Source organism: Persicobacter diffluens (assembly GCF_036244895.1).
In the GTDB taxonomy this organism is placed as follows: domain Bacteria; phylum Bacteroidota; class Bacteroidia; order Cytophagales; family Cyclobacteriaceae; genus Persicobacter; species Persicobacter diffluens.
This window is the reverse complement of the sequence record NZ_BQKE01000004.1, coordinates 39,882-61,022: the sequence shown is the minus strand read 5'-3', so window position 1 is coordinate 61,022 and position 21,141 is coordinate 39,882. Positions and strand designations below refer to the sequence as shown.

The window sequence follows — 21,141 nt, the reverse complement described above, 5'->3', positions numbered from 1 at the left end:
ACCTACTACTATGAAACATATATATCAATTTTTTATCGGGTGCTTACTTTTTTGCCTTAGTATACCCGCAATGGCGCAGGAGGTTGCTGTTAAGGGACAGGTAACCGACACGGATGGACAGCCTCTTATCGGAGCGACTGTTCAATTGAAAGGATCCACGATCGGAACGATCGTGGGAATGACAGGAGAATATTCTTTAAGCCTGCCGCAGAAAGCTGATAATATCCTTGTCTTTTCTTTTGTGGGCTATGATGCGCAGGAGATCAAGGTGGGGAATCAGTCGAAGATCAATGTGCAATTGACCACCAATGTTACCGAATTGTCGGAAGTGGTGGTTACCGCCCTTGGGGTGAAGCGGGAGTCCAAATCTTTGGTGTATGCTCAACAGGGCGTTAGCGCTGAGGAGATGAAGGAAGCTCGTTCGACCAACTTTATTTCCACCCTTGCCGGTAAAGCTGCCGGGGTGCAAATCACCGGATCGCAAACCCCCAACGGTTCTACCAATGTGGTTATTCGTGGGGTGGCTTCTTTGACCGGTTCTAATGCACCATTATATATTGTCAATGGTATTCCGATTGAGAATGAAAGCCAGAACCAGAGCACAGGCATGTGGCAAGAAGAAGGAAATGAGCAGGTAGATTTAGGAGATCCTTTATCTCAGATCAACCCGGATGATATTGAAGATATTCAGGTACTGAAAGGGGCGAACGCCTCAGCGCTTTATGGTTCTCGTGCAGCCAATGGGGTAATCATCATTACCACCAAAAAGGGGGAAACTAAAAATGGTTTGGGTGTAACAGTAAACTCCAACTTCATGTGGCAACAGGTGAATCAGTGGCCGGATTACCAATATGTTTATGGTGCCGGGATTAATAATGTATTGATCCGCGGGACCCAGGATATTGACAAGGAAACAGGCTTGCCTATTCCGGGAAATAGTCAGTGGGGCTATGGCTCTCCAATGCTCGGCTTTGAGGTAATTGACCTTAATGGTGAGCAAGGACGATATTTACCACAGACCAATAACGTTCGTGACCTGTACCAAACAGGATTGACGGCTTCCAACTCTGTTAGTATCGAAGGGGCCACAGATAAAGCGACCATTCGTTTGTCTTACACCAATACCTCTTCAGAATGGATGATGAAAGGGCAAGAAGAGTTATCACGACATAATCTTTCTTTGCGCGGAACGATGAAATTGACCAAAAAACTTTCTGTCGATGCGAGTTTGATGTATGCTTTGGCTGAGGTTAGAAATCGTGTCTATCCAAACGGTTCACTGATGAACCCAGCCTTCTCTTACATTCACATGATGCCAAACATGGGTAAAAGCAATTTGAACCCTTATAAAGATGAGAATGGTAATTTATTCCGTCCTAACGGTAACCCATGGTTTTCAAACCCTTATTGGGACTTGAATGAGAACAAGAATGGTGATATTTCAAATCGTATTTTGTCGAATGTATTGTTACGTTATAAATTGATCGATGGTCTTCAATTGACTGCCAAAGCCAGTGGGGATGTATTCCTTAGAAAAGGGTTTAAGTTCATCCAGTATGGTGCAGCTTATGATCCTGACGGGCGCTATTCTCATTTCTCTAATGATATCTACAACTGGAACTTTGAAGGTTTGGCCGTTTATAATAAGCGCATAGACAATAAGTTCAGTATCAATGCCACTGCCGGAGCCAACTCATTCATTTATGATAACAAATCTGCTGGTACAGACATTGACCAGTTGTTGATGCCTGGTTTGCCTTCGGTAGAAAACAATGCCGGTATTGCCCGATCTTATCAAGGGTCAGGGGAGTCGATTATTAATTCTGTTTTCGGTTCTGCTTCTTTTGGGTATAAAGGAACATTATTCGTGGATGGTACGATCAGAAATGACTGGTCTTCTACTTTGCCTTCGAAAAACAATAGTTTCTTCTATCCTTCAGTAGGTACCTCATTTATCTTTTCGGAGCTCCTTGGAACGCAGCGCATCCTGAACTATGGTAAACTCAGAGCTTCTTGGGCCGAGGTAGGAAATGGTACCCGTCCTTTCCGTGTGCATAATTTCCATACTTATGGAGGTATCTACAACGGCCTTCCATGGACATCGAACACGGCGAGCCGCCAGAACCCTAACTTGTTGCCAGAAACAACTCGATCGGTTGAGTTTGGTTTGGAAACCAAATTGTTCAATATCATCAACCTGAATGTTACCTATTATAATTCAGAATCGATTGACCAGATTGTGGACATGGACTTGCCTTCTTCTACGGGTTATGCAAGAGGAACATTCAACTCAGGATCTTTGACCAACAAAGGTTGGGAGGTGTTCTTGGGGGTAGACTGGATCAAGCGTAAGAATTTCAAATGGACTTCTGATATCAACTGGTCAAATAACCGAACTTATGTCAATACCCTCGGTACCCTTGATCGTCAGCAGTTGGGTACTGTCTTCGAAACCCGCGTATTTGCTGAACCAGGCATGCCATTTGGGGTCATTCGAGGAAATAAACCGTTGCAGGATCCTGTAACAGGCACTAACCTGATCAATGCCGAAACTGGATTCTACGTGCAGAATACGGATCAGATTTTGGGAAATGTGCAAAAAGACTGGATCGGTGGGGTGAATAACCGCTTTGAATACAAAGGATTTACATTAAGCTTCTTGGTGGATGTCGCTTGGGGTGGAGAGATCTTCTCACAAACATTCCAACGTCAGGGACAATATGGTGTAGCGGCCTGGACACTCGAAGGGCGCGATGACCAATTGTTCTCTCAACGTATTTTGGGCGAAAATCTGGACGAACGTCGAGGTAAAGGATTATATGGCAATGATTATATCGATACCCGAGATAAAGGTGCTTTACTTGAGGGTACACTTTATGAATTTGTTGATGCAACAGGCGACGGACAGGGCGTTTGGGTGGCAACTGGAAAGCCAAACGACCGATACTTGACTTCGCAACAATGGGCGCAACAAACACGCTTCAATGGATCAAGAGCGACCTTCGACGGATCCTACATCAAGCTGCGTGAGATTTCTATTGGTTATAACTTACCGACAAAAATTATTGGCCCTTTCAAAAGGATTCGTGTATCGGCAGTGGGTAGAAATGTAGCGATTCTTTACCAAAATACGCCTAAAGGTATTGACCCTGAATTGGGCTCGAATATCGGTTTGGAGTATGCGTCTATGCTACCTTCTGCCTCTTATGGTTTCAATATTAACATGGCCTTTTAATTGATCCCTTATGAAAAAATTAATCCAACCCATAGTTAAAGTCCTGCTCGTTACTGTTGGCCTTTTTGCCTGTACGAGTAACTTTGATGACATCAACAAAAATGAATTTGTTTTTGATAATACCACCGCGGAATATCTTTTTCCCGGCGTGGTAAAGCATACCCTTGATTTGATCGGTGGGGACATGAACGCCAACGCATTTGTAAATTATGCCCATTATTCCGGTGGAATGATGGGAGATTTTCCAACCTTTTTCTTTGTCAGTACCACCACCGACAACTGGTGGTCAAGATGGTATGTGAATGTCCTGAAGAATATTGATGAGATCAAAAAGATTCACAAAGACGACCCAACGCACGTCAACCGTGTGGCGATTGCCAATGTGTGGGAGGCCTATGTGTACTCAATCATGGTTTCGACTTATGGCCACCTTCCTTATTCTGATGCGCTTAATGTGCCGGACGATGTGAAGGACGGCATCTATAATACCTTCGACTCTGAGGAAAAGGTGTATACCAATATTTTGTCTTCACTGGATCATAATATTAGAGTAATGGAGGAGAATATCGGAGGGGATAAATTAAACAATGATCCGATGTATGGTGGTGATAACACCAAATGGATCAAGTTTGCGCAAAGCCTGCGGTTGAAGATTGCCATGAGGATTGTTGAGGCATTTCCTGAATTGGCAAGGGAGCATATTGAGGCCAGCTTGATGAATGAGCAGCTACTGATCGGCGACAACTCAGAGAATGCCGTGCTTCATTTTGGGGTGATAGAGGAAAACTGGTCGCCGATGTACAAGAAGGCGGTTTTTGAGAATAATATTTTCCAACAGCCTCGCATCAATCATCACTTCATGTTGTTCATGAAATCGTATAACGACCCACGATTGCAGGCATTCGCCAAACCAGCAGAAGTAGGTTTTGAATTTGTTGATACCCTTTATTCTCAAGCATTGGGTGAGGACGTTCCTGTAAAATACACCCTTGATTATGTAGGGGAGCCTTTGGCACGTCAGTATGTATTGCCGGAGTGGGATTTGAATCCTAACCTCAATCCACTTCAAGGTATGGATCGTGACAATTATGCTGAATTCAATGACGAATTCATGAAAATGGACATGGCTTTTCCTTTGGTTACAGCGGCTCAGGTAGCCTTCTTAAAAGCAGAGGCTGTCGTTCGAGGATTTAATGCTACGCTCTCTGCACGTGAGTATTACACTCAGGGAATTGAGTTTTCTTTCAGTCAACACAATGTTGGTGGTGTAGAAGCGTATTTGCTGCAAGACGGAATTGCTTGGAATACAGATGGCACAGGAGATCATCACTTCTCTGGCATTGTCAATAGTGATATTTCGAAAGATCCTTTGGAAAAAATCATTACCCAGCGATGGATTGCTGACTTCAACCAAGGGCATGATGCTTGGTGTCTGCAAAAAAGGACACGCGTAATGACGCTCTCACCACACCTTCAACCTCATAAGAATTTGGGTGTTTTTCACCTGGATTACCCTGATCGATTGGTGTATGGTTCAAGCGAGCGTCAATTGAACGGGCGAGCATATCAAGAAATGATTGCTGCGCAGGGTGAAGATGGAATGCTTACACCATTGAAGATTAACAAAAGCAAGGAGAATGTACCCGACTGGTCTGCATTCCCGGCATCTTGGAGTTGGGAGTTTGCCCATGCTTTCTATGGTTCAGATGTGGAGGACCTTGAGGCTGCAGGGGTTGAATATGAGATTTTAAATTGATCTGATTATGAAATATATCAATAGTATTTTTATAGCTTTTTTGTCATTCCTGTTGTTTTCTTGTGTGCAGGATGTACCGACAGCGGATGACCATTTTTTGAATTACGAAATCCCGAATACCCCACCGGAATTTGATTATGTGGTAGGGGCGCATTATCAACAGTTTTCATGGGCCTCGGGTGTGAAGGAAGTGCCTTCCTTAGGTTACTATAATTCAGTAGATCCGGCCGTATTTAAGCAGCATGTCAGTTGGGCGAATGATGGTGGGATTGATTATTTCTTACTGAATCTCCGTTCGGCGGCCATTCCATCCGCCTTTAAGGCCGACAGTACCACTATCGAACGATTGATGGAAGCTGAAAATTCGATGGAGATTAATTTTGCACTCAACTATAATTTCAGTGGATTGGGGCTTTCTGATGCCAACCGCATTGAGGATGTGGACATGGCAGTGGAAACCTTTATCAAAGATTTTGAAAAGATGACCTACTTTTTTGATAAGGAAAATTATCAGAAATTGGATGGTAAAGTGGTAGTATATGTCAGTGGTGCACATGAGCTTTTTGCCCACGATAATATTACCCTGATCCAGCAACTTCGTGAAACACTGGCCAATTTTGGTGAAGGGTATGAATTGTATCTGATTGGTGAGCAATGGCAATGGACACCGCCTTTGCGTTATCATTTCCGTTTCCAAGATGCTTTTGATGCAGTAACGCATACTTCTTATGTGTTGGTGGACCAGGCTTCTTATGATCGCTATGTGATGTTTCATCAATACACCGATCAGGCTTTGATTTATTCACAGCAGGCTTTGAATGAGATTAACCTGGATTATATCCCGCAGTTCTCTCCTTCTTTTACGGGTAAAATATTAAACCCTACCTCTAAGACTTATGATTTCCCAAAAGATGAGCAATGGTTCATTACCAATTGTAACATCGCCAAAAGAAGTGCACCAGGCAATCGAATGGTTATTTTGGATAGCTTCAACAACTGGAACTCCGATAAGCAGATCGAGCCTGCACAAAGTTATGGGGATAAATATCTTAAGATTCTTAGAGAACAGTTTAAAGTAAACTAATATGAAAAAGTTAATCATTGCATTAGGTTTATTTTCAATGTTCTCATGCCAGGAACAGTTTGATAATAACCGTTTAATATATAATAATAGCTCAACATCTACATCAGCGAGTGTAGCGGAGCTGAAAGCAATGCTTGATATGTCATTCTATATAGATGCGGTAGGACCGAGAAATACACTGAATGACAGAGCAATGACTTTGTATAATAATTCAATTACGCCCGAAGGGGAAAGCATTGGCGAGGACATCAGCAAGGTGGTTACCCATGCTGGTATGTTGGTTGAATACCTTCGCGTACCAGATAATGTGGAATTAATGTATAATGCGGATAGCTCTGAAGTAAATTTTTCTTATTCACTTTCCAATTTTAATTTGGAGGATGCTTCCTTAAAGGATACTTACCTCGCAAGAAAAATCATGTTGGGAGACAGTGTGCATACACATTATATCAGCATGAAGGAAAGCGAAAATGGTAGTGGAAAGGATATCATACGTTTGGTGCAAACAGCCGATGGAAATCAAGGGACAATGGATTATTTGGATCAGTCCATAGATTTCGAAACACCTGATATGACCGTTACTTTTGACAAAACCGCTGATTTGAAAATTGGCGTGCAAAACACCAAGTTTGATCTTGAGCACACTTTCAAAGATAAAGGCGAAGGTATTATTTTGAATAGGAGAGAGGACAACATGCTCGGAGCCTCCTATTCTGCTTCCTACGATGAGAATTTAAGTGGAGGGGCTTTGCTGTTGGGCGAGGCTGAAAATCCAATGGATTGGAATGCGAATTTATTACCCTTCAGGGTGTTGGAGGCCTATGGTCAGATGAAGTCGGTCAAACTAACGATTGATCAAACCTCAGCAGGAAAGACCTTTGCTCCAGAGATCGTTCCTATGATCGGAATTTATAACAACTATCAGCCTTATTTCACACCAACGGATAAGAATGTGGTTACTTTCAAAAAGGTAGATGGAAACAAAGCGGCCTCTAACGCTTATGAAGTAAAAGGCAAGAAAGTAATTTACGACGTGATTGTTCAATCTGATAAAGTGCTGCATAAGGTTTATGTTGAAAAAGATGGTGATTTTGAGTTGTACTTGGATGGTTATCAGGAGAAAGGCGATACGGGCTATGCTGAGTTGATGGAGCCTAAAGCAAATCATCATCGACATGATTATGTCAATAAGCTGATGTTGAACTTTTCACCATCAGAGGATAAAATGACGGTATATCAGCCTAAACCAATTAATGTCAATCAGGATGGTGATGAAGATATTCGCCGACAAGAATATTTCTTCAACTTAAGTGGCGATAGCGGTGATGTTCACAAGGCATTCAAAGTAACGGCTTTCCCTATTGCGGAAGAAGATGAAATTCATGGTGGCGGCATTAACCACGTGAAGTTCGTGGCTTCTTGGAACGGTGGAGGAACCAATGGAGAGTATAGCCAATACAAGGCTTGGTGGAACGATCCAGATGGCTTTGAGCAAGGGGTAACTTGGTAGATTAATCAATAGGAAAGAGTGTTATTTTAACACTCTTTCTTTAATTTAAGGATATGCAGAAAGCAATATATTTTTTACTATTTTTTATCATATATTTTCAAGCCCACGCCAATCCCTTCGACCAATTCATCAGTAGTGGGGACGCAGAGCTTGATTCGTTGCGTTTGGAGGTCATTCATCAACCGACCGATCGGGAAAACTTCAAGTTCAGGGCAATCAAAATGAAACTGTGGGCGGCAATGTTGCAACAGCAGGGCGTTCCCTTACCGGAATATGTGGCCGTGGACAATGCGCTGAATAAGGTTACCCGATGGAATAATTTAAGGTTTGGCGGGGAGCCGCAGCAGTTCAGTGCTTCACAGGTTGTAGAGCTAAGTGATATCATTGGCCGTGGGTATCAGGTGTTGGAAAAATACCAAAAGCAGGCATCGACTCAACCGTCCTTGGCATTCACTTCAGCTCAGCAGCCGATTGATGCTGCCACCCAAAAAGAGATCCCTTGGACTTCCTATAAAGGTAACAAAAACCTAAGCGGATACACCGGCGCTATGGGACCAACAAAGGGCGAGATGGCGTGGAAATTCCCTGTCGGGTTGGCTTGGGAAGTACAGCCACAAATCGAAGGAGACAGAGTTTATTTGTCATCTCCAGGCGTGCGAACCAATATGTTTTGTGTGGATCTGAAGACAGGTAAAGAACATTGGAAAACACAGCAAATTATTGAGATCATGGGCGATCAGCTCTACCATGCTCCTAATAATCAGAGTACGCCGGTAGTGTTGAAGGATAAAGTATTGTTTAGAGAGTTGGGCGCTAGAGGCAACTCCGGCCCAACGAAGGAAATCGTTGTTGTGGATAAAAATACAGGTAAAATTAAGCGTGAAATCTTGGCCGGACATGTGGATTACCGTGCAGGAAATGCACCTTTTGATGCCGATGAAGATATGGTGGTTTACACCTTCGGGATTCAGGATATTCATGATACGCCACCCAAAACTCAGGCAGCCAATCGGGTGATTGGGAAAAATATCAAAACCGGCAAAGTGATGTGGGATTATATGGTCGGGTATACCTTCGCTGAACCTGTTTTGCACCAAAAAAGAGTGTATATCGGTACGCAAGAAGGATATATGTATTCTTGGGATGCAACCAAACGGCAGTTTTACAGACCAAAACCACAGTGGCAGTTCCGTGCTGGCGGAGCGATCAACAAACAACCTTTGGTATTGAATGACCGACTGATTTTCGGTGCCAATGATGGTAAGGTTTACTGTTTGAATAATATGACAGGTGAGTTGATCTGGTCCTTCGAAGTAAAAGACAAAGAAGCACATGCCTTCAGTCATTTCACGACAGCATTTGTAGCGAATGATAAGGTATTTATTGGTGGTGCGAATGGACGTTTGTACGGTTTGGACTTGGAAAGCGGGAAAGAAATTATGGATTTCAAAGCGGATGATTGGATCAAGTCTGCGCCCGTAGCCAAAGGAAATCAAGTGTTCTTTGCCACGCTTAAAGGAACGCTTTATGGCTTGGAAATCAAGAAAGGAAAAGTAAAAACCCTTTTCGAAAAGCATATCGCTCACCATCCGATTTTGGCGGATTTAGCAATTAAGGATGATATTATTTTGGTCAATGATACCGACTTGTATGCGCATGCTATTTCTACCAAGGGAAAAACGATTTGGAAGAAGAGTTTGATTGAATCTTTTGAGAAAGACGGTAACCGTATTTTGACCGATCAGATTGCCGGTGGTGCCTATTATCAGTCTAAACCAACGGCTTCGAATAATACCATTTATTTCGGTACGCCGATGCGCTTTGTTTATGCTGTTGATAGCGAAACAGGTAAAGAAAAATGGAAGTTTGAACTCGGGGCATCCATCTCCGGTGCGCCGACCATCTATAAGGGTAAAATTTATGTTGGTCAGCAAGGAGGAGAGGATGAATTTTATTGCCTCGATGCCAAAACGGGTGATTTGATTTGGTCGCAAAAAGTGGACTGGGTTTGGGGATCGGCAACGGTTTCCGATGGGATGGTTTACGTGCCGGGCATCGATGGTTACGCCTGGGCTTTGGATGCTGAAACGGGTCACATTGTTTGGCGTCAGCCATTCAGCAAGTCAGTTTGTAGTGAGCCTGCCGTAGATGATGAACGTGTATATTTCGGTTGTTGGGATGATTACCTCAAGGCTTTCGACAAAAAGACGGGTGAGATCATTTGGCAGTTCAATGGAGCAGGAACAGATTCGGGAGTGGCGATTGTCAAGGATGGAAAAATCTTTGTTAAGAATAAATGCATTGATGCCAAAACCGGCGAATTGCTTTGGGAATTCAAGGACGGCAATAACATATTTAACATAACGCCTGCGGTGCATGATGGCAAGGTATATATGTCTTGCTGGCACGGTTTGGGACTTGGCGGCGTTTGTGTGGAGGCCGTGGTTTATTGCATAGATATTGACAGTGGCAATTTACTCTGGACGCAGAATGGCGCAGGCTTGAGCAGCCCGGTTATCGGAGGGGAGGGGGACGTCTATTTCCCAAGCATTGCCGATCCATATTTTTATTGTGTTGAAGCCAATGGCAATGGAGACGGAACGACCAAAGTCAAGTGGATGTATCAGATGGGTAACAAAGTGGAGGAATCAACCCCAGCACTATACAAAGGGAAAGCCTATATAATGTCATCTGATGGCTATATTCATGCAATTCAGTAATTAAAATAATGTACTGGTTGTAGGCTCCAGTCTACGACAATTTCCAAATATTCATACCTATGAAACTATTTTTTTATTTTACCCTTTTAGTCGCCTTTTTTAATACCTCTTGCCGTCGGGTGGAGGTTAAAGAAGCCACCACCGACGAGACCAAGAATTTCACCCAATGGGTCAATCCATTCGTCGGGACTGGCGGACATGGACACACCTTCCCGGGTGCCACCCTCCCTCACGGAATGGTACAATTAAGTCCAGATACCAAAACCGACGGATGGGATGCTTGTGGTGGTTACCATTATGACGATAATTCTATTATCGGATTCAGTCATACCCACTTGAGTGGTACAGGAATTGCCGACTATGGTGATGTCCTTTTTATGCCGATTGTTGGTGGAAAACCATTGGTTCGAGGCGAAGAGAATGATCCGGACAAGGGTTACCGTTCCCGTTTCAGTCATGATCAGGAGTCGTCAAAACCTGGCTATTACAGTGTTCAGCTGTTGGATGATCAGATTCATGCTGAATTGACCGCTACTTTAAGAACAGGTTTTCATCGTTATACTTATCCTAAAGGATCTACTCCAAAATTGATCATTGACCTTGCGCATGTATTGCAAGAAAGACACAATAAAAATCAGGTGAATGAATTTAAGGTGGTCAATAAACATACTTTACAGGGAAAGAAAAACACCAAAGGTTGGGCAAAAGATCAGACGATCTATTTCTATGCTGAGTTCAATCAAGATTTCGATATTCAATTTTTCAAAGATACCGTAGCAGTTGAAGCTAAAGAAGAATTAACCGCCAAGCGTGCTAAAGCGATCCTTACTTTCAAAAATGCGGATCAACCATTGTTGGCAAAAGTAGGTATCTCAGCGGTTGATGTTGAAGGAGCGAAGAACAACTTGATGACTGAAAATGCGCAGTGGGAATTTGACCAAGTTGTGGCTTCGGCAGAAAAAACTTGGAACGATGCCTTGGCTGTGATCGAGGTAGAAGATGAGCAAGTGGATCAAAAGAAAATTCTTTATACCTCTTTGTATCACACCCTTATTCAACCAAATATTTTCTCTGATGTGGATGGTCGATATTTGAAAATGGACAAGACGATTGGTCAGTTGGAAGAAGGCGAAAAGATGCACACGGTTTTCTCTCTTTGGGACACTTTCCGTGCTTATCACCCATTACAGACCATTATTGCTCCGGAAGAAAATGAACAGTACATCCGTAACCTTTTGAGCAAATACCAAGAAGGAGGCATCTTGCCTAAATGGGAATTGGCTGCCAACTACACCGGAACGATGATTGGTGCACATGCCATTTCAGTGATCACTGATGCTTACGCCAAGGGCCATCGCAACTTCGACGTGGAATTGGCAATGGAGGCGATGAAGCGCTCGTCGATGTACGATTCTTCAAATATTTTGGCACATAATAAAAAGGTGCTCAACAAAATGATGGCTCCTGGGAAATATTATAACGAAACTTTGGGCTATATTCCTGGCGATAAAGATATTGAATCTGTTGCCAAGGCGATGGAGTTTGCTTATAACGATTGGGCTTTGGGTGAATTCGCCAACAGCATTGGACAAAAAGAAGATGCGCAGTATTTTGCTGACCGTTCAAAGCACTACAAAAAATACTTCGATGCTTCGACTGGTTTTATGCGTGGAAAGATGAGTGATGGCAGTTGGAGAACACCTTTTGATCCACAGGCTTCCAAGCACCGAAAAGACGATTATTGCGAAGGAAATGCCTGGCAGTGGACGTGGTTTGTGCCGCATGATGTAGCAGGTTTGACAGCCCTAATGGGCGGTCAGGAGAAAACGATCGCTAAGTTGGATCAATTCTTCACGATGAGTTCAGAGATCACTGGTGGTCACCGTTCCAATGATATTTCCGGAATGATCGGTCAGTATGCCCACGGTAATGAGCCAGGGCACCATACGACTTTCTTCTATAACTACTTGGGTCAACCTTACAAAACTCAGGCTTTGGTGGATTCAGTGATGTACCATTATTATTTCAATGATCCGAATGGCGTTGCCGGTAATGAGGACTGTGGTCAGATGTCAGCTTGGTTTATTTTGAACGCTTCGGGTATTTACCAATTCTGTCCGGGCGAAACCACTTACACCATCGGACGCCCGATTTTCAAAAACTTCAAGTACAATTTGCCTAATGGTAAAACCTTCGAAGTGAAGACGGTAAACAATAGCCAAGCCAACAAATATGTTCAGAAAGTAAGCCTGAACGGTAAGGAATTGCCGACACCATTTATCGATTACCAGGACATTGCCAAAGGTGGTTTATTGGAATTTGAAATGGGTGATCAGCCGAATACAAATTGGGGGAAGAGTCCACAGATTTAATTTTATTATGGTAGGGTCAGGCCTGTGTGCCTGACCTTATTTCCAATTTTTTGTATTGGGCGGACGTTGCATGCAACGTCCTTACGATAAGATGCACAAACAAACATCAACCAAAACCAACATGAAAGCGAAAGTATTCCTATTTTTTCTACTTCTGCTGACAGTCAATTTACAGGCGCAGGATATAAAATTTCCATCTGGTGATCAAGAGCTTGATCGTATGCGTCAAGAAGTTCGTCAGCAGCCTACAGAATGGGAAGACTTCCGCTTGCGTTGCTTCAAAATGAAATTGTGGATGGTGCTTTTGCAACAGCAAGGCGCTGACCTAACGGGTTATTTGGATATTGATAAACGCCTCCGAAAGATCGTTTGGTGGAATACTATTTTCTGGAATGAAGGTAAACCTCAGCAGTTTACCGATGAGCAAAAAGTCAAGCTTTGCCAAATCGTGGATGATGGTTTTGTGGCTTTGGAACAGTCCCAAGAACGATTGGCAGAACACCCGCCAGTAGTGAAAAAATCCGATCGTCCTGCTTATGTTTCTAATGAAAAATCACCCAATTGGACACACTACAAAGGAGACAACGGCCTAAGTGGTTTTACCGGAGCCATGGGGCCTCAGCAAGGGGAAATGGCATTTAAGTTTCCAGTGGGACTGCCGTGGGAATCTGCGCCTGTAGTGGAAGGTGAAGTAGTTTATCTTTCTTCCCCTGGTATGCGTGAAACGTTGTATGCGGTTGATATTCATACAGGAGATAAGATTTGGACTAACCGTCAGACGGCCGAAATCATGATGGATCAGATCTACAATACACCAAGCAATATGTCCACGCCGGTGGTATTGGAAGATGTGGTGATGTATCGTGAATGTGGTAGCCGTGGCAACAAAGGACCAAGCCGTGATTTGGTTTATGTAGATAAGAAAACGGGTGAAACCATTAAGCAGGTTGAAGCCGGTCATGTGGATTACCGCGTAGGATTGCCTGCTTTTGATGCCAATGAAAAGTATGCTATTTTCCCGCATGGCGTTCAGGATATTGAAGCTGTTCCTGCTATTGCTCAGTCATTTAATCGCATCATTTGCCGTGACCAAAAAACTGGTAATAAATTGTGGGATTTTAATATCGGTCATACCTTCTGCCCACCTGTTTTGGATGGTAATCAGGTCTATGTTGCCAATCAGATCGGGTACGTTTATGGTATGCGTGCGGACTTGAAATTATTCCCCGCTTCGAGTAAGCGATTGGCTTGGCAGTTTCGGTCAAAAGGATCTGTGAATGAAGAAATTGCCTATGATGAGCATAATGTTTACTTCGGTGATAATGCGGGTTTTGTTTATGCTTTGGATAAAAATACAGGCGTTGAACGTTGGTCGTTTCAGGTAAAAAATCCTAATCCAAGAGCTTTCCGACATTTCTCCAAACCACTTGTCCATCAAGGAAAATTAATCATAGGTGGGGCAAATCAAGAATTATATATTTTTAATAAAAAAAACGGAGAGCTTGAAGGGCAATTATGCATGGATGATTGGGTAAGGGCACAGCCCACAGCTCAAAATAACGACCTTTTTGTCGCTACCATGAAAGGCTCTCTTTACCACATAAGCCTAAAAAATAAAGCCAAGATTAAGGATAAAATTAAGATGGGAGATCATGCCGTTTTAGCAGATTTGGTTAGTACCGATCAGTATGTTTTGGTCAATGATACGGATTTGAAAACCCGCTGTTATGATTTGAAAGGTAAATTCAAGTGGGAGCTAAGTCAGATTGCCTGTTTTGAAAAAAATGGCAACAGAATTCTGATCGATCAGATTGCCGGTGGCGCAAGGTTCATGTCCAAGCCTACCGTGGTAGATGGTGTCCTTTACTTCGGAACACCGATGCGATTTGTCTATGCCGTCGATGCCAAAACGGGTGAGGAACTATGGAAATTCGAAGCAGGTGCTTCACAATGTGGTGCGCCGGTTTACGATCAAGGTAAATTGTACTTTGGCGTGCACAGTGGGGAGGATGAATTCTACTGCGTGGATGCCAAAACAGGCAAGCCCGAATGGACACAGGACATTGGTTGGGTCTTCGGCTCACCTAATGTTTCGGATGGAATGGTCTATGTCCCAAGTATCGATGGCAATGTCAATGCAATGGATGCCGAGACAGGCGTCTTGATTTGGCGACACCGATTGGATCGTTCGATTTGCAGTGAGCCGATGTTGGAAAAGGATCAGGTTTTCTGGGGAAGCTGGGATCATTATCTGTATGCCATGAACAAAAAGACCGGACACATCAACTGGAAATTCCCTTTGGATGGCGGAACGGATTCCGGCGTGCCGATTGTCAAGGATGATCGCATTTATCTACCAATCGGCGGACCAAAATTCCGCTGTTTGAATGCCTTGTCGGGTGAGGTACTTTGGGAATATTTCGAGCAGGGAGCGACCTTCAATGTAACGCCCGCTTATCACAATGGAAAAGTATTCGCCTCCACTTGGCGAGGTGTCGGGCTCGGCGGTATCTGTGTGCAATCGATCCTTTATGGAATGGATGCTGATACGGGCGATATCTTATGGGAGCACCCTGGTGGTGGATTGAGTGGGCCGGTAGTGGGAGCTGACGGAACGGTGTATTGCGCATCGGTTTCAGATCCTTTCTTCTATGCGATCAAACCCGAACCCACCGAGGACGGCAGTCCACAAACCCTTTGGATGTATGACTTGGGGAACAAAGTGGAAGAATCCACGCCGGCACTTTATGACGGCATGGCCTACGTGATGTCTTCGGATGGATATTTACATGCGATTAAATAATTCTTATACCTTCAACTGGTCGTAGTGTCCCGCTACGACCCCAAACTTAAAAGCATCCGCTTTTGATAGATTAAAAACAATTTTCAGATATCAACATAATCAATCCATATGAAACGCCTATCTATTTTTTTATGTATTATTCTTTTTCATAGCTTCAGCTATGCACAAGAATTCACCTCCAAATATGCCTCTGGAGATGAAGAATTGGATCAAGTAAGAAGTGAAATTCAAGTCCTTCCTACTGATAGAAGCAACTATGCTTCCCGTGCTATTTTGATGAAACTTTGGGCAGTTTCCCTTCAGCAGCAAGGCGTTCATATTTTCCCAAAATATGCAAGCATTGATACCCGACTTCGAGCGATTTCAAAATGGAACCCGATGTTTCATGGTGGCGATGCACAGGCATATACCGATAAAGATATTGCAGGAATAGGGGAGGTTTTGAAAGAAGGCTATCAGGTGCTTGAAAATTATCAGCATGCTTTGGTGGATGATCCGCAAGCGGTTTTATTTCCTTCGGGAAACCAACATGAAGATCCTGTAAAACCATCAAACTATTCGAATATCGACTGGGCGCAGTATCGTGGCAATTTGGGTAGAACAGGCTATACGGGAGCCAAAGGCCCAACCAAAGGAGCGACGAAGTGGCGTTTTCCGGTCGGTTTGGCCTGGGAAGCTGCTCCGGTAGTCAAAGAAGGCGTGGTCTATTTGACTTCACCGGGTATCCGAAATTTCTTGTGGCAGGTGGATTTGAAAACGGGTCAGCCGCTCAAGGTTTTTAAACAAACGCCTTCGTTAAAAGGGGATCAATTGTACAGCAGTCCGGCGATGGCGTCAACGCCGATCATCGATGGAGACCATGTAATTTTGCGTGAAATGGGTAGCCGTGGAAATCGTGGGGAGTCCAAGGACATTGCTTTTCTGAATTTAAAAACTGAAAAGATTGATAAGCAAATTGAGGCAGGACATGTGGATTACCGTGCGGGATATGCACCCGTTCAGGCTAATGAAAAAGTAGTGGTTTTCCCCTATGGTATTCATGATATTGAGGAGAAGCCTCCTGTTTGTCAGCCATTCAATCGCATTGTGGTCAAAGATAAAAAGACAGGTAAAAAGAAATGGGACTTCAACATTGGTCCGACCTTCTCTTCTCCGGTTTTGGATGATTCATTGATCTTTGCTACCAACCAATTTGGTAACTTGTATGCTTTAAAAACTTACCAATGGTTTCGTCCGGCTTCAAGTGATCGTATTGCCTGGGAATTTCAGGCTGGGGCTGGTATCAATAAGGCAGTAGCTGTAAATGATCGAAAGGTAATATTTGGTTCCAATGATGGTTTTGTTTATTGTTTGGATAAGAGGAGCGGTCAATTGATTTGGAAGAAATCTTTCGGGCAAAATCACCAACAGGCATTCCGTTATTTCACGACACCTTACCTCAATGGTGGAAAAGTATTTATTGGTTCTGCGGATAAACAGATGTTGATTTTGGACATTCAAAACGGGGAAACCTTATTCAAAGCCCAAGCCAATGATTGGATGCGTGCAACGCCAATAGCTGATAATCGAAATGCTTATTTCTCAAGCATGGATGGCCATATCTATCAAGTAAACCTTCACAAAAATAAGTTCAAGATCAATTGGGAGAAGCGTTTCGGCGAGCACTTTATTTATGCGGATTTGGCTTTGGCAGATGGTCACCTTTTGTTCAATGATTCGGATCTTTATACTTTCTGTATCAGCGAAAAAGGCAAAAAAGAGTGGCAATTCAGTACTTTGAAATCTTTTACGGATGAAGAAGGTTTCCGTATTTTTATGGATCAATTGGCCGGTGGTGCTTACTACCAATCCAAGCCAACCATTGCCGAAGGAAAACTATTCATCGGCACACCCTCCCGCTTTATTTATGCCTTGGATGCTGAGACGGGCGAGCAGCAGTGGAAGACTGAAATCGGTGCAGCCATTTCCGGTTCTCCGGTTTATGACAATGGAAAAATCTATGTCGGTCAGCAAGGTGGCGAAGATGAATTTTATTGTTTGGATGCCGAAGACGGAAAGATCCTTTGGACGCAAAAAGTAGGATGGGTTTGGGGATCATGCGCCGTGTCTGATGGTTTGGTTTTCCTGCCAGGCGTAGATGGCTTCGTGAATTGTATGGATGCTGAAAGTGGACACATTGTTTGGCGTCACCGTACCGAGCGTTCGACCTGTTCGGAGCCTTTGGTGGTGGGTGATGAAGTGTTCTTTGGTTCATGGGATCATTACTTGTACAAGTTCGATAAGGCAACAGGTAAATTGAAGTGGAAATATCAGGTCAATGGTGGTTTGGACTCAGGTTCACCGGTTGCTGGTGAAGGAAAAGTATTCTTGCCTGTAGGTGGAGGGACTTTCCGAGCGATCGACCCGAAAGATCACAAGATCCTATGGACACCGAAATTGGAGGCGAAGATGTTCAACGTAACGCCGGCTTGTCATGATGGGGTGGTTTATATTTCTACACTGAATGGTCAAGGCTTAGGTGGCGTTCCGGTAGGGGCGGAGATCTTTGCCGTTGATGCAAAAAACGGACAGTTACTTTGGACTTTCGAAGGTGGTGGTGGATTGAATGGCGCCATCATCGGATCGAATGATCGGGTGTATTTTGGCTCTACCGTTAATCCATATTTCTTCTGTGTTGATCCGAAAGGAAATGGCGATGGAACCACCAATCTGTTGTGGCGAGTGCGTATGGAGAACAAAACCGAAGAGTCGGTTCCGGCACTTTACAATGGTAAAGCCTATGTCCTAAACTCTGGCGGTTTCTTGCATTGTATTGAATAAAAGGTAACTGGTCGTAGCGTTTCGCTACGCCCCAAAAATACAAAAGCGTCCGTTTTTCAAATTAAATAAACCATGAAACCATTTCTTCCTCTCACCTTCATATTAAGCCTTCTGGTTTCTTTCTCCTGCACCCAACCCAAGGAGGAAACCTTTCAAGCACCCAAAGATTTCCTCCCTTCGGGCAATGCTGAATTGGATCAGTTGCGCTTGCAGTTTCGTTCGGTTCCCACAGATATATTCAATTATAATGAACGGGGTGTGATGATGAAGCTGTGGGCAACTTCCTTACAACAACAAGGAGCTGACCTTGGCAATACTTATGTTGTGGTGGATGACAGTCTGCGCGCCGTGGATAACTACAACCCTGTCTTTACCGGAGGAGCGGAAAAGGTGTTGTCTGATTATGATAAAAAGCGATATGCAGTTACAGTGCAAAAGGGATTGGGTATTTTGGACAGTATTCAAAACCATCTGACCGAAAAAGATGTAAGCCCAACCTTGGTTGCATTGGTGGGAGCAAACACATCATCAACAGATCAAACACCATGGCCAAACTACCGTGCCAATGCCCAACGAACGGGTTTTTCAGGTGCGCCTGGCCCTACTCAGGGTGTGGTGGATTGGAAATTCCCCGTGGGATTGCCTTGGGAGTCGTCTGCTTTGATTGATGAGGATAAAGTGTATTTGTGTTCTCCTGGGATGCGAAATATGCTTTTTACCCTCGACTTGAAAACGGGTAAAGTCATTCATGAAACCAAACAAAAAGCTAATCTGCGGGTGGATCAACTATATGGAACGCCGGCACTGAACAGTACGCCTGTATTAGTTAATGGAAAAATCCTGATGCGAGAGCTGGGAAGTCGTGGTAAAAAGGGAGATGCCAAGGATATTGTGGTGATTGATCAAAAATCGGGAAAGGTTATACAAGAAATTACCGTTGGACATATTGATTACCGTGCAGGATACGCTCCCTTTGATGCCAATGAAAAATATGTTTTATTCCCTTATGCACAACATGATATTGAGGAAAAACCACCTGTTGCGCAAGCCTTCAATCGCATCATCTGTAAGGATTACGACGGAAACACACATTGGGATTTCAACATCGGAACGACCTTTTGCAATCCGCACGTTGATAAAAAATTGGTGTATGTCGGCACTACTTCTGGAACTTTATATGCGCTGAATATCGAAGGAAATTATGTACCTGCTTCCTCCAAGCGTATTGCCTGGGAATTTCAGGCTAATGGTGCCGTTAATCAGGAAGTGAGTACGGATGGTGTAAACTTGTATTTTTCGGATAACGCAGGCTGGGTTTATGCCCTGAATAAATACAGTGGAGCATTGCTTTGGAAAAGGGAGATTGGTACAGCTGAGGTGGATGTTCACCGGTATTTCAGTAAAATTGAATTTGACGAAGACCAAATATATTTTGGAGGTGCAGATGAATATTTTTATATTCTAAATAAGAAAAATGGGAGCATTTTGTACTCCAATAAATTATCAGATTGGATACGTTCGAAGCCCGTTTTGGTCGCCGAAGAGGTCTTTGTGATGACCCTTGATGGTCATCTTTTTGAAATGACAAAAAAAGGCCAAATTCTAAAAAAAATTAAAGTAGGAGATCACCGATTTTTCGCTGATTTATCTTATGCCAATGGTGTTTTGGTGGCGAATGACGCCAACTTTACCGCCTTTGCTTTTAATCCGCAATTGGAAAAATTATGGCAGTTTGATTTCCTGAAAAGTTTTTATAATAAAGAAAAGGAACGCATTCATACCGATGAATTGGCTGCAGGTGCCTATTATCAGTCCAAACCGACAGCAGATTTGGGCATGGTGTTCGTTGGTACGCCTTCACGATTTGTCTATGGCATTGATGCACTGAGTGGTGAGGCCGTTTGGAAAACAGAACTCTCGGGAGCAGTTTCAGGTGCTCCGGTGATTGATCATGGAAAAATTTATATTGGTCAACAAGGAGGAAGTGATGAATTTTACTGCCTGGATGCCAAAAGTGGTAAGGTGCTTTGGAAACAGAATATCGGCTGGGTTTGGGGATCAGTAAATGTATCCGACGGAAAGATCTACGCCCCTGGTATTGATGGTTATGTCTATTGCCTCGATGCCGAAAATGGAAACATTGTCTGGCGATACCGCACCGACCGATCGACCTGCGGTGAACCATTGGTGATGGGCGATGCAGTTTACTTCGGAGGATGGGATCATTATTTGTACAAATTCAATAAAGAGAATGGCGACCTGCTGTGGAAATTTCAACTCAGTGGAGGCTCAGATTCAGGGGCTCCCATCGGTGAAAATGGTAAGATTTTCCTCCCTGTTGGTGGTGCTTCTTTCCGTTGCTTGGATGCTACGACCAAGGAAGTGCTTTGGAAACCTCAGCTCGATGGTGAGATTTTTAACGTTACTCCCGCCGTGCATGATGGACAAGTGTACATTTCCCAACTGATCGGCAAGGGCTTGGGAGGTGTGCCGGTGAAGAATAAGATCTATGCACTGAATAAAGAAAATGGACAGAAATTATGGGAATTCGATGGAGCGGGCGGCTTGACTGGTGCCGTGATCGGTTCCAATGATCGCATTTACAGTGGAGCGACGGCGAATCCTTATTTTTATTGTCTATCCAAAGAAGGAGAATTATTGTGGAAGGTCCGAATGGAGAACAAGGTGGAGGAATCGGTACCGGCGCTGTATATGAATCGTGCTTATGTACTGAGCAGTGGCGGATTTTTGTATGCTATTAAATAAAGGATAATAACTGGGGTTGTTGCACAATCATAAATTGATATTGTAGCATGAAGTTTTATTTGGTCGCTGTACGGG

General features: G+C 43.6%; 9 protein-coding genes. All 9 read left to right on the top strand.

Annotation, left to right across the window (positions count from 1 at the left end; all coding sequences use genetic code 11):
* The first annotated feature begins 10 nt into the window (after positions 1 to 10).
* The 9 genes from AAA970_RS22600 to AAA970_RS22560 all read left to right on the top strand — a co-directional run bounded on the left by AAA970_RS22600 (position 11) and on the right by AAA970_RS22560 (position 21,066).
* The gene (locus AAA970_RS22600) at positions 11 to 3,235 is read left to right on the top strand and encodes a SusC/RagA family TonB-linked outer membrane protein (protein ID WP_338239150.1); all 3,225 of its coding nucleotides are present in this window, start codon (positions 11 to 13) and stop codon (positions 3,233 to 3,235) included.
* Between the two features lie 10 nt (positions 3,236 to 3,245).
* The gene (locus AAA970_RS22595) at positions 3,246 to 4,991 is read left to right on the top strand and encodes a SusD/RagB family nutrient-binding outer membrane lipoprotein (RefSeq protein WP_338239149.1); all 1,746 of its coding nucleotides are present in this window, start codon (positions 3,246 to 3,248) and stop codon (positions 4,989 to 4,991) included.
* A 7-nt stretch (positions 4,992 to 4,998) separates the two neighbouring features.
* Positions 4,999 to 6,075, top strand: a complete 1,077-nt coding sequence (locus AAA970_RS22590) for a glycoside hydrolase family 99-like domain-containing protein (protein WP_338239148.1) — start codon at positions 4,999 to 5,001, stop codon at positions 6,073 to 6,075.
* A gap of 1 nt (position 6,076) precedes the next feature.
* On the top strand, positions 6,077 to 7,585 hold the full coding sequence (locus AAA970_RS22585; protein WP_338239147.1) for a hypothetical protein: 1,509 nt from the start codon (positions 6,077 to 6,079) through the stop codon (positions 7,583 to 7,585).
* Positions 7,586 to 7,638: 53 nt separating this feature from the next.
* Entirely contained in the window at positions 7,639 to 10,305 is a 2,667-nt protein-coding gene (locus AAA970_RS22580) for an outer membrane protein assembly factor BamB family protein (protein WP_338239146.1), read from the top strand.
* Positions 10,306 to 10,364: 59 nt separating this feature from the next.
* On the top strand, positions 10,365 to 12,677 hold the full coding sequence (locus AAA970_RS22575; RefSeq protein WP_338239145.1) for a GH92 family glycosyl hydrolase: 2,313 nt from the start codon (positions 10,365 to 10,367) through the stop codon (positions 12,675 to 12,677).
* Positions 12,678 to 12,798: 121 nt separating this feature from the next.
* Entirely contained in the window at positions 12,799 to 15,480 is a 2,682-nt protein-coding gene (locus AAA970_RS22570) for an outer membrane protein assembly factor BamB family protein (protein ID WP_338239144.1), read from the top strand.
* 108 nt (positions 15,481 to 15,588) lie between these two features.
* On the top strand, positions 15,589 to 18,300 hold the full coding sequence (locus AAA970_RS22565; RefSeq protein WP_338239143.1) for an outer membrane protein assembly factor BamB family protein: 2,712 nt from the start codon (positions 15,589 to 15,591) through the stop codon (positions 18,298 to 18,300).
* A 72-nt stretch (positions 18,301 to 18,372) separates the two neighbouring features.
* Complete coding sequence (locus tag AAA970_RS22560) at positions 18,373 to 21,066, top strand: outer membrane protein assembly factor BamB family protein (protein WP_338239142.1); 2,694 nt, start codon at positions 18,373 to 18,375, stop codon at positions 21,064 to 21,066.
* Positions 21,067 to 21,141 lie beyond the last annotated feature (75 nt).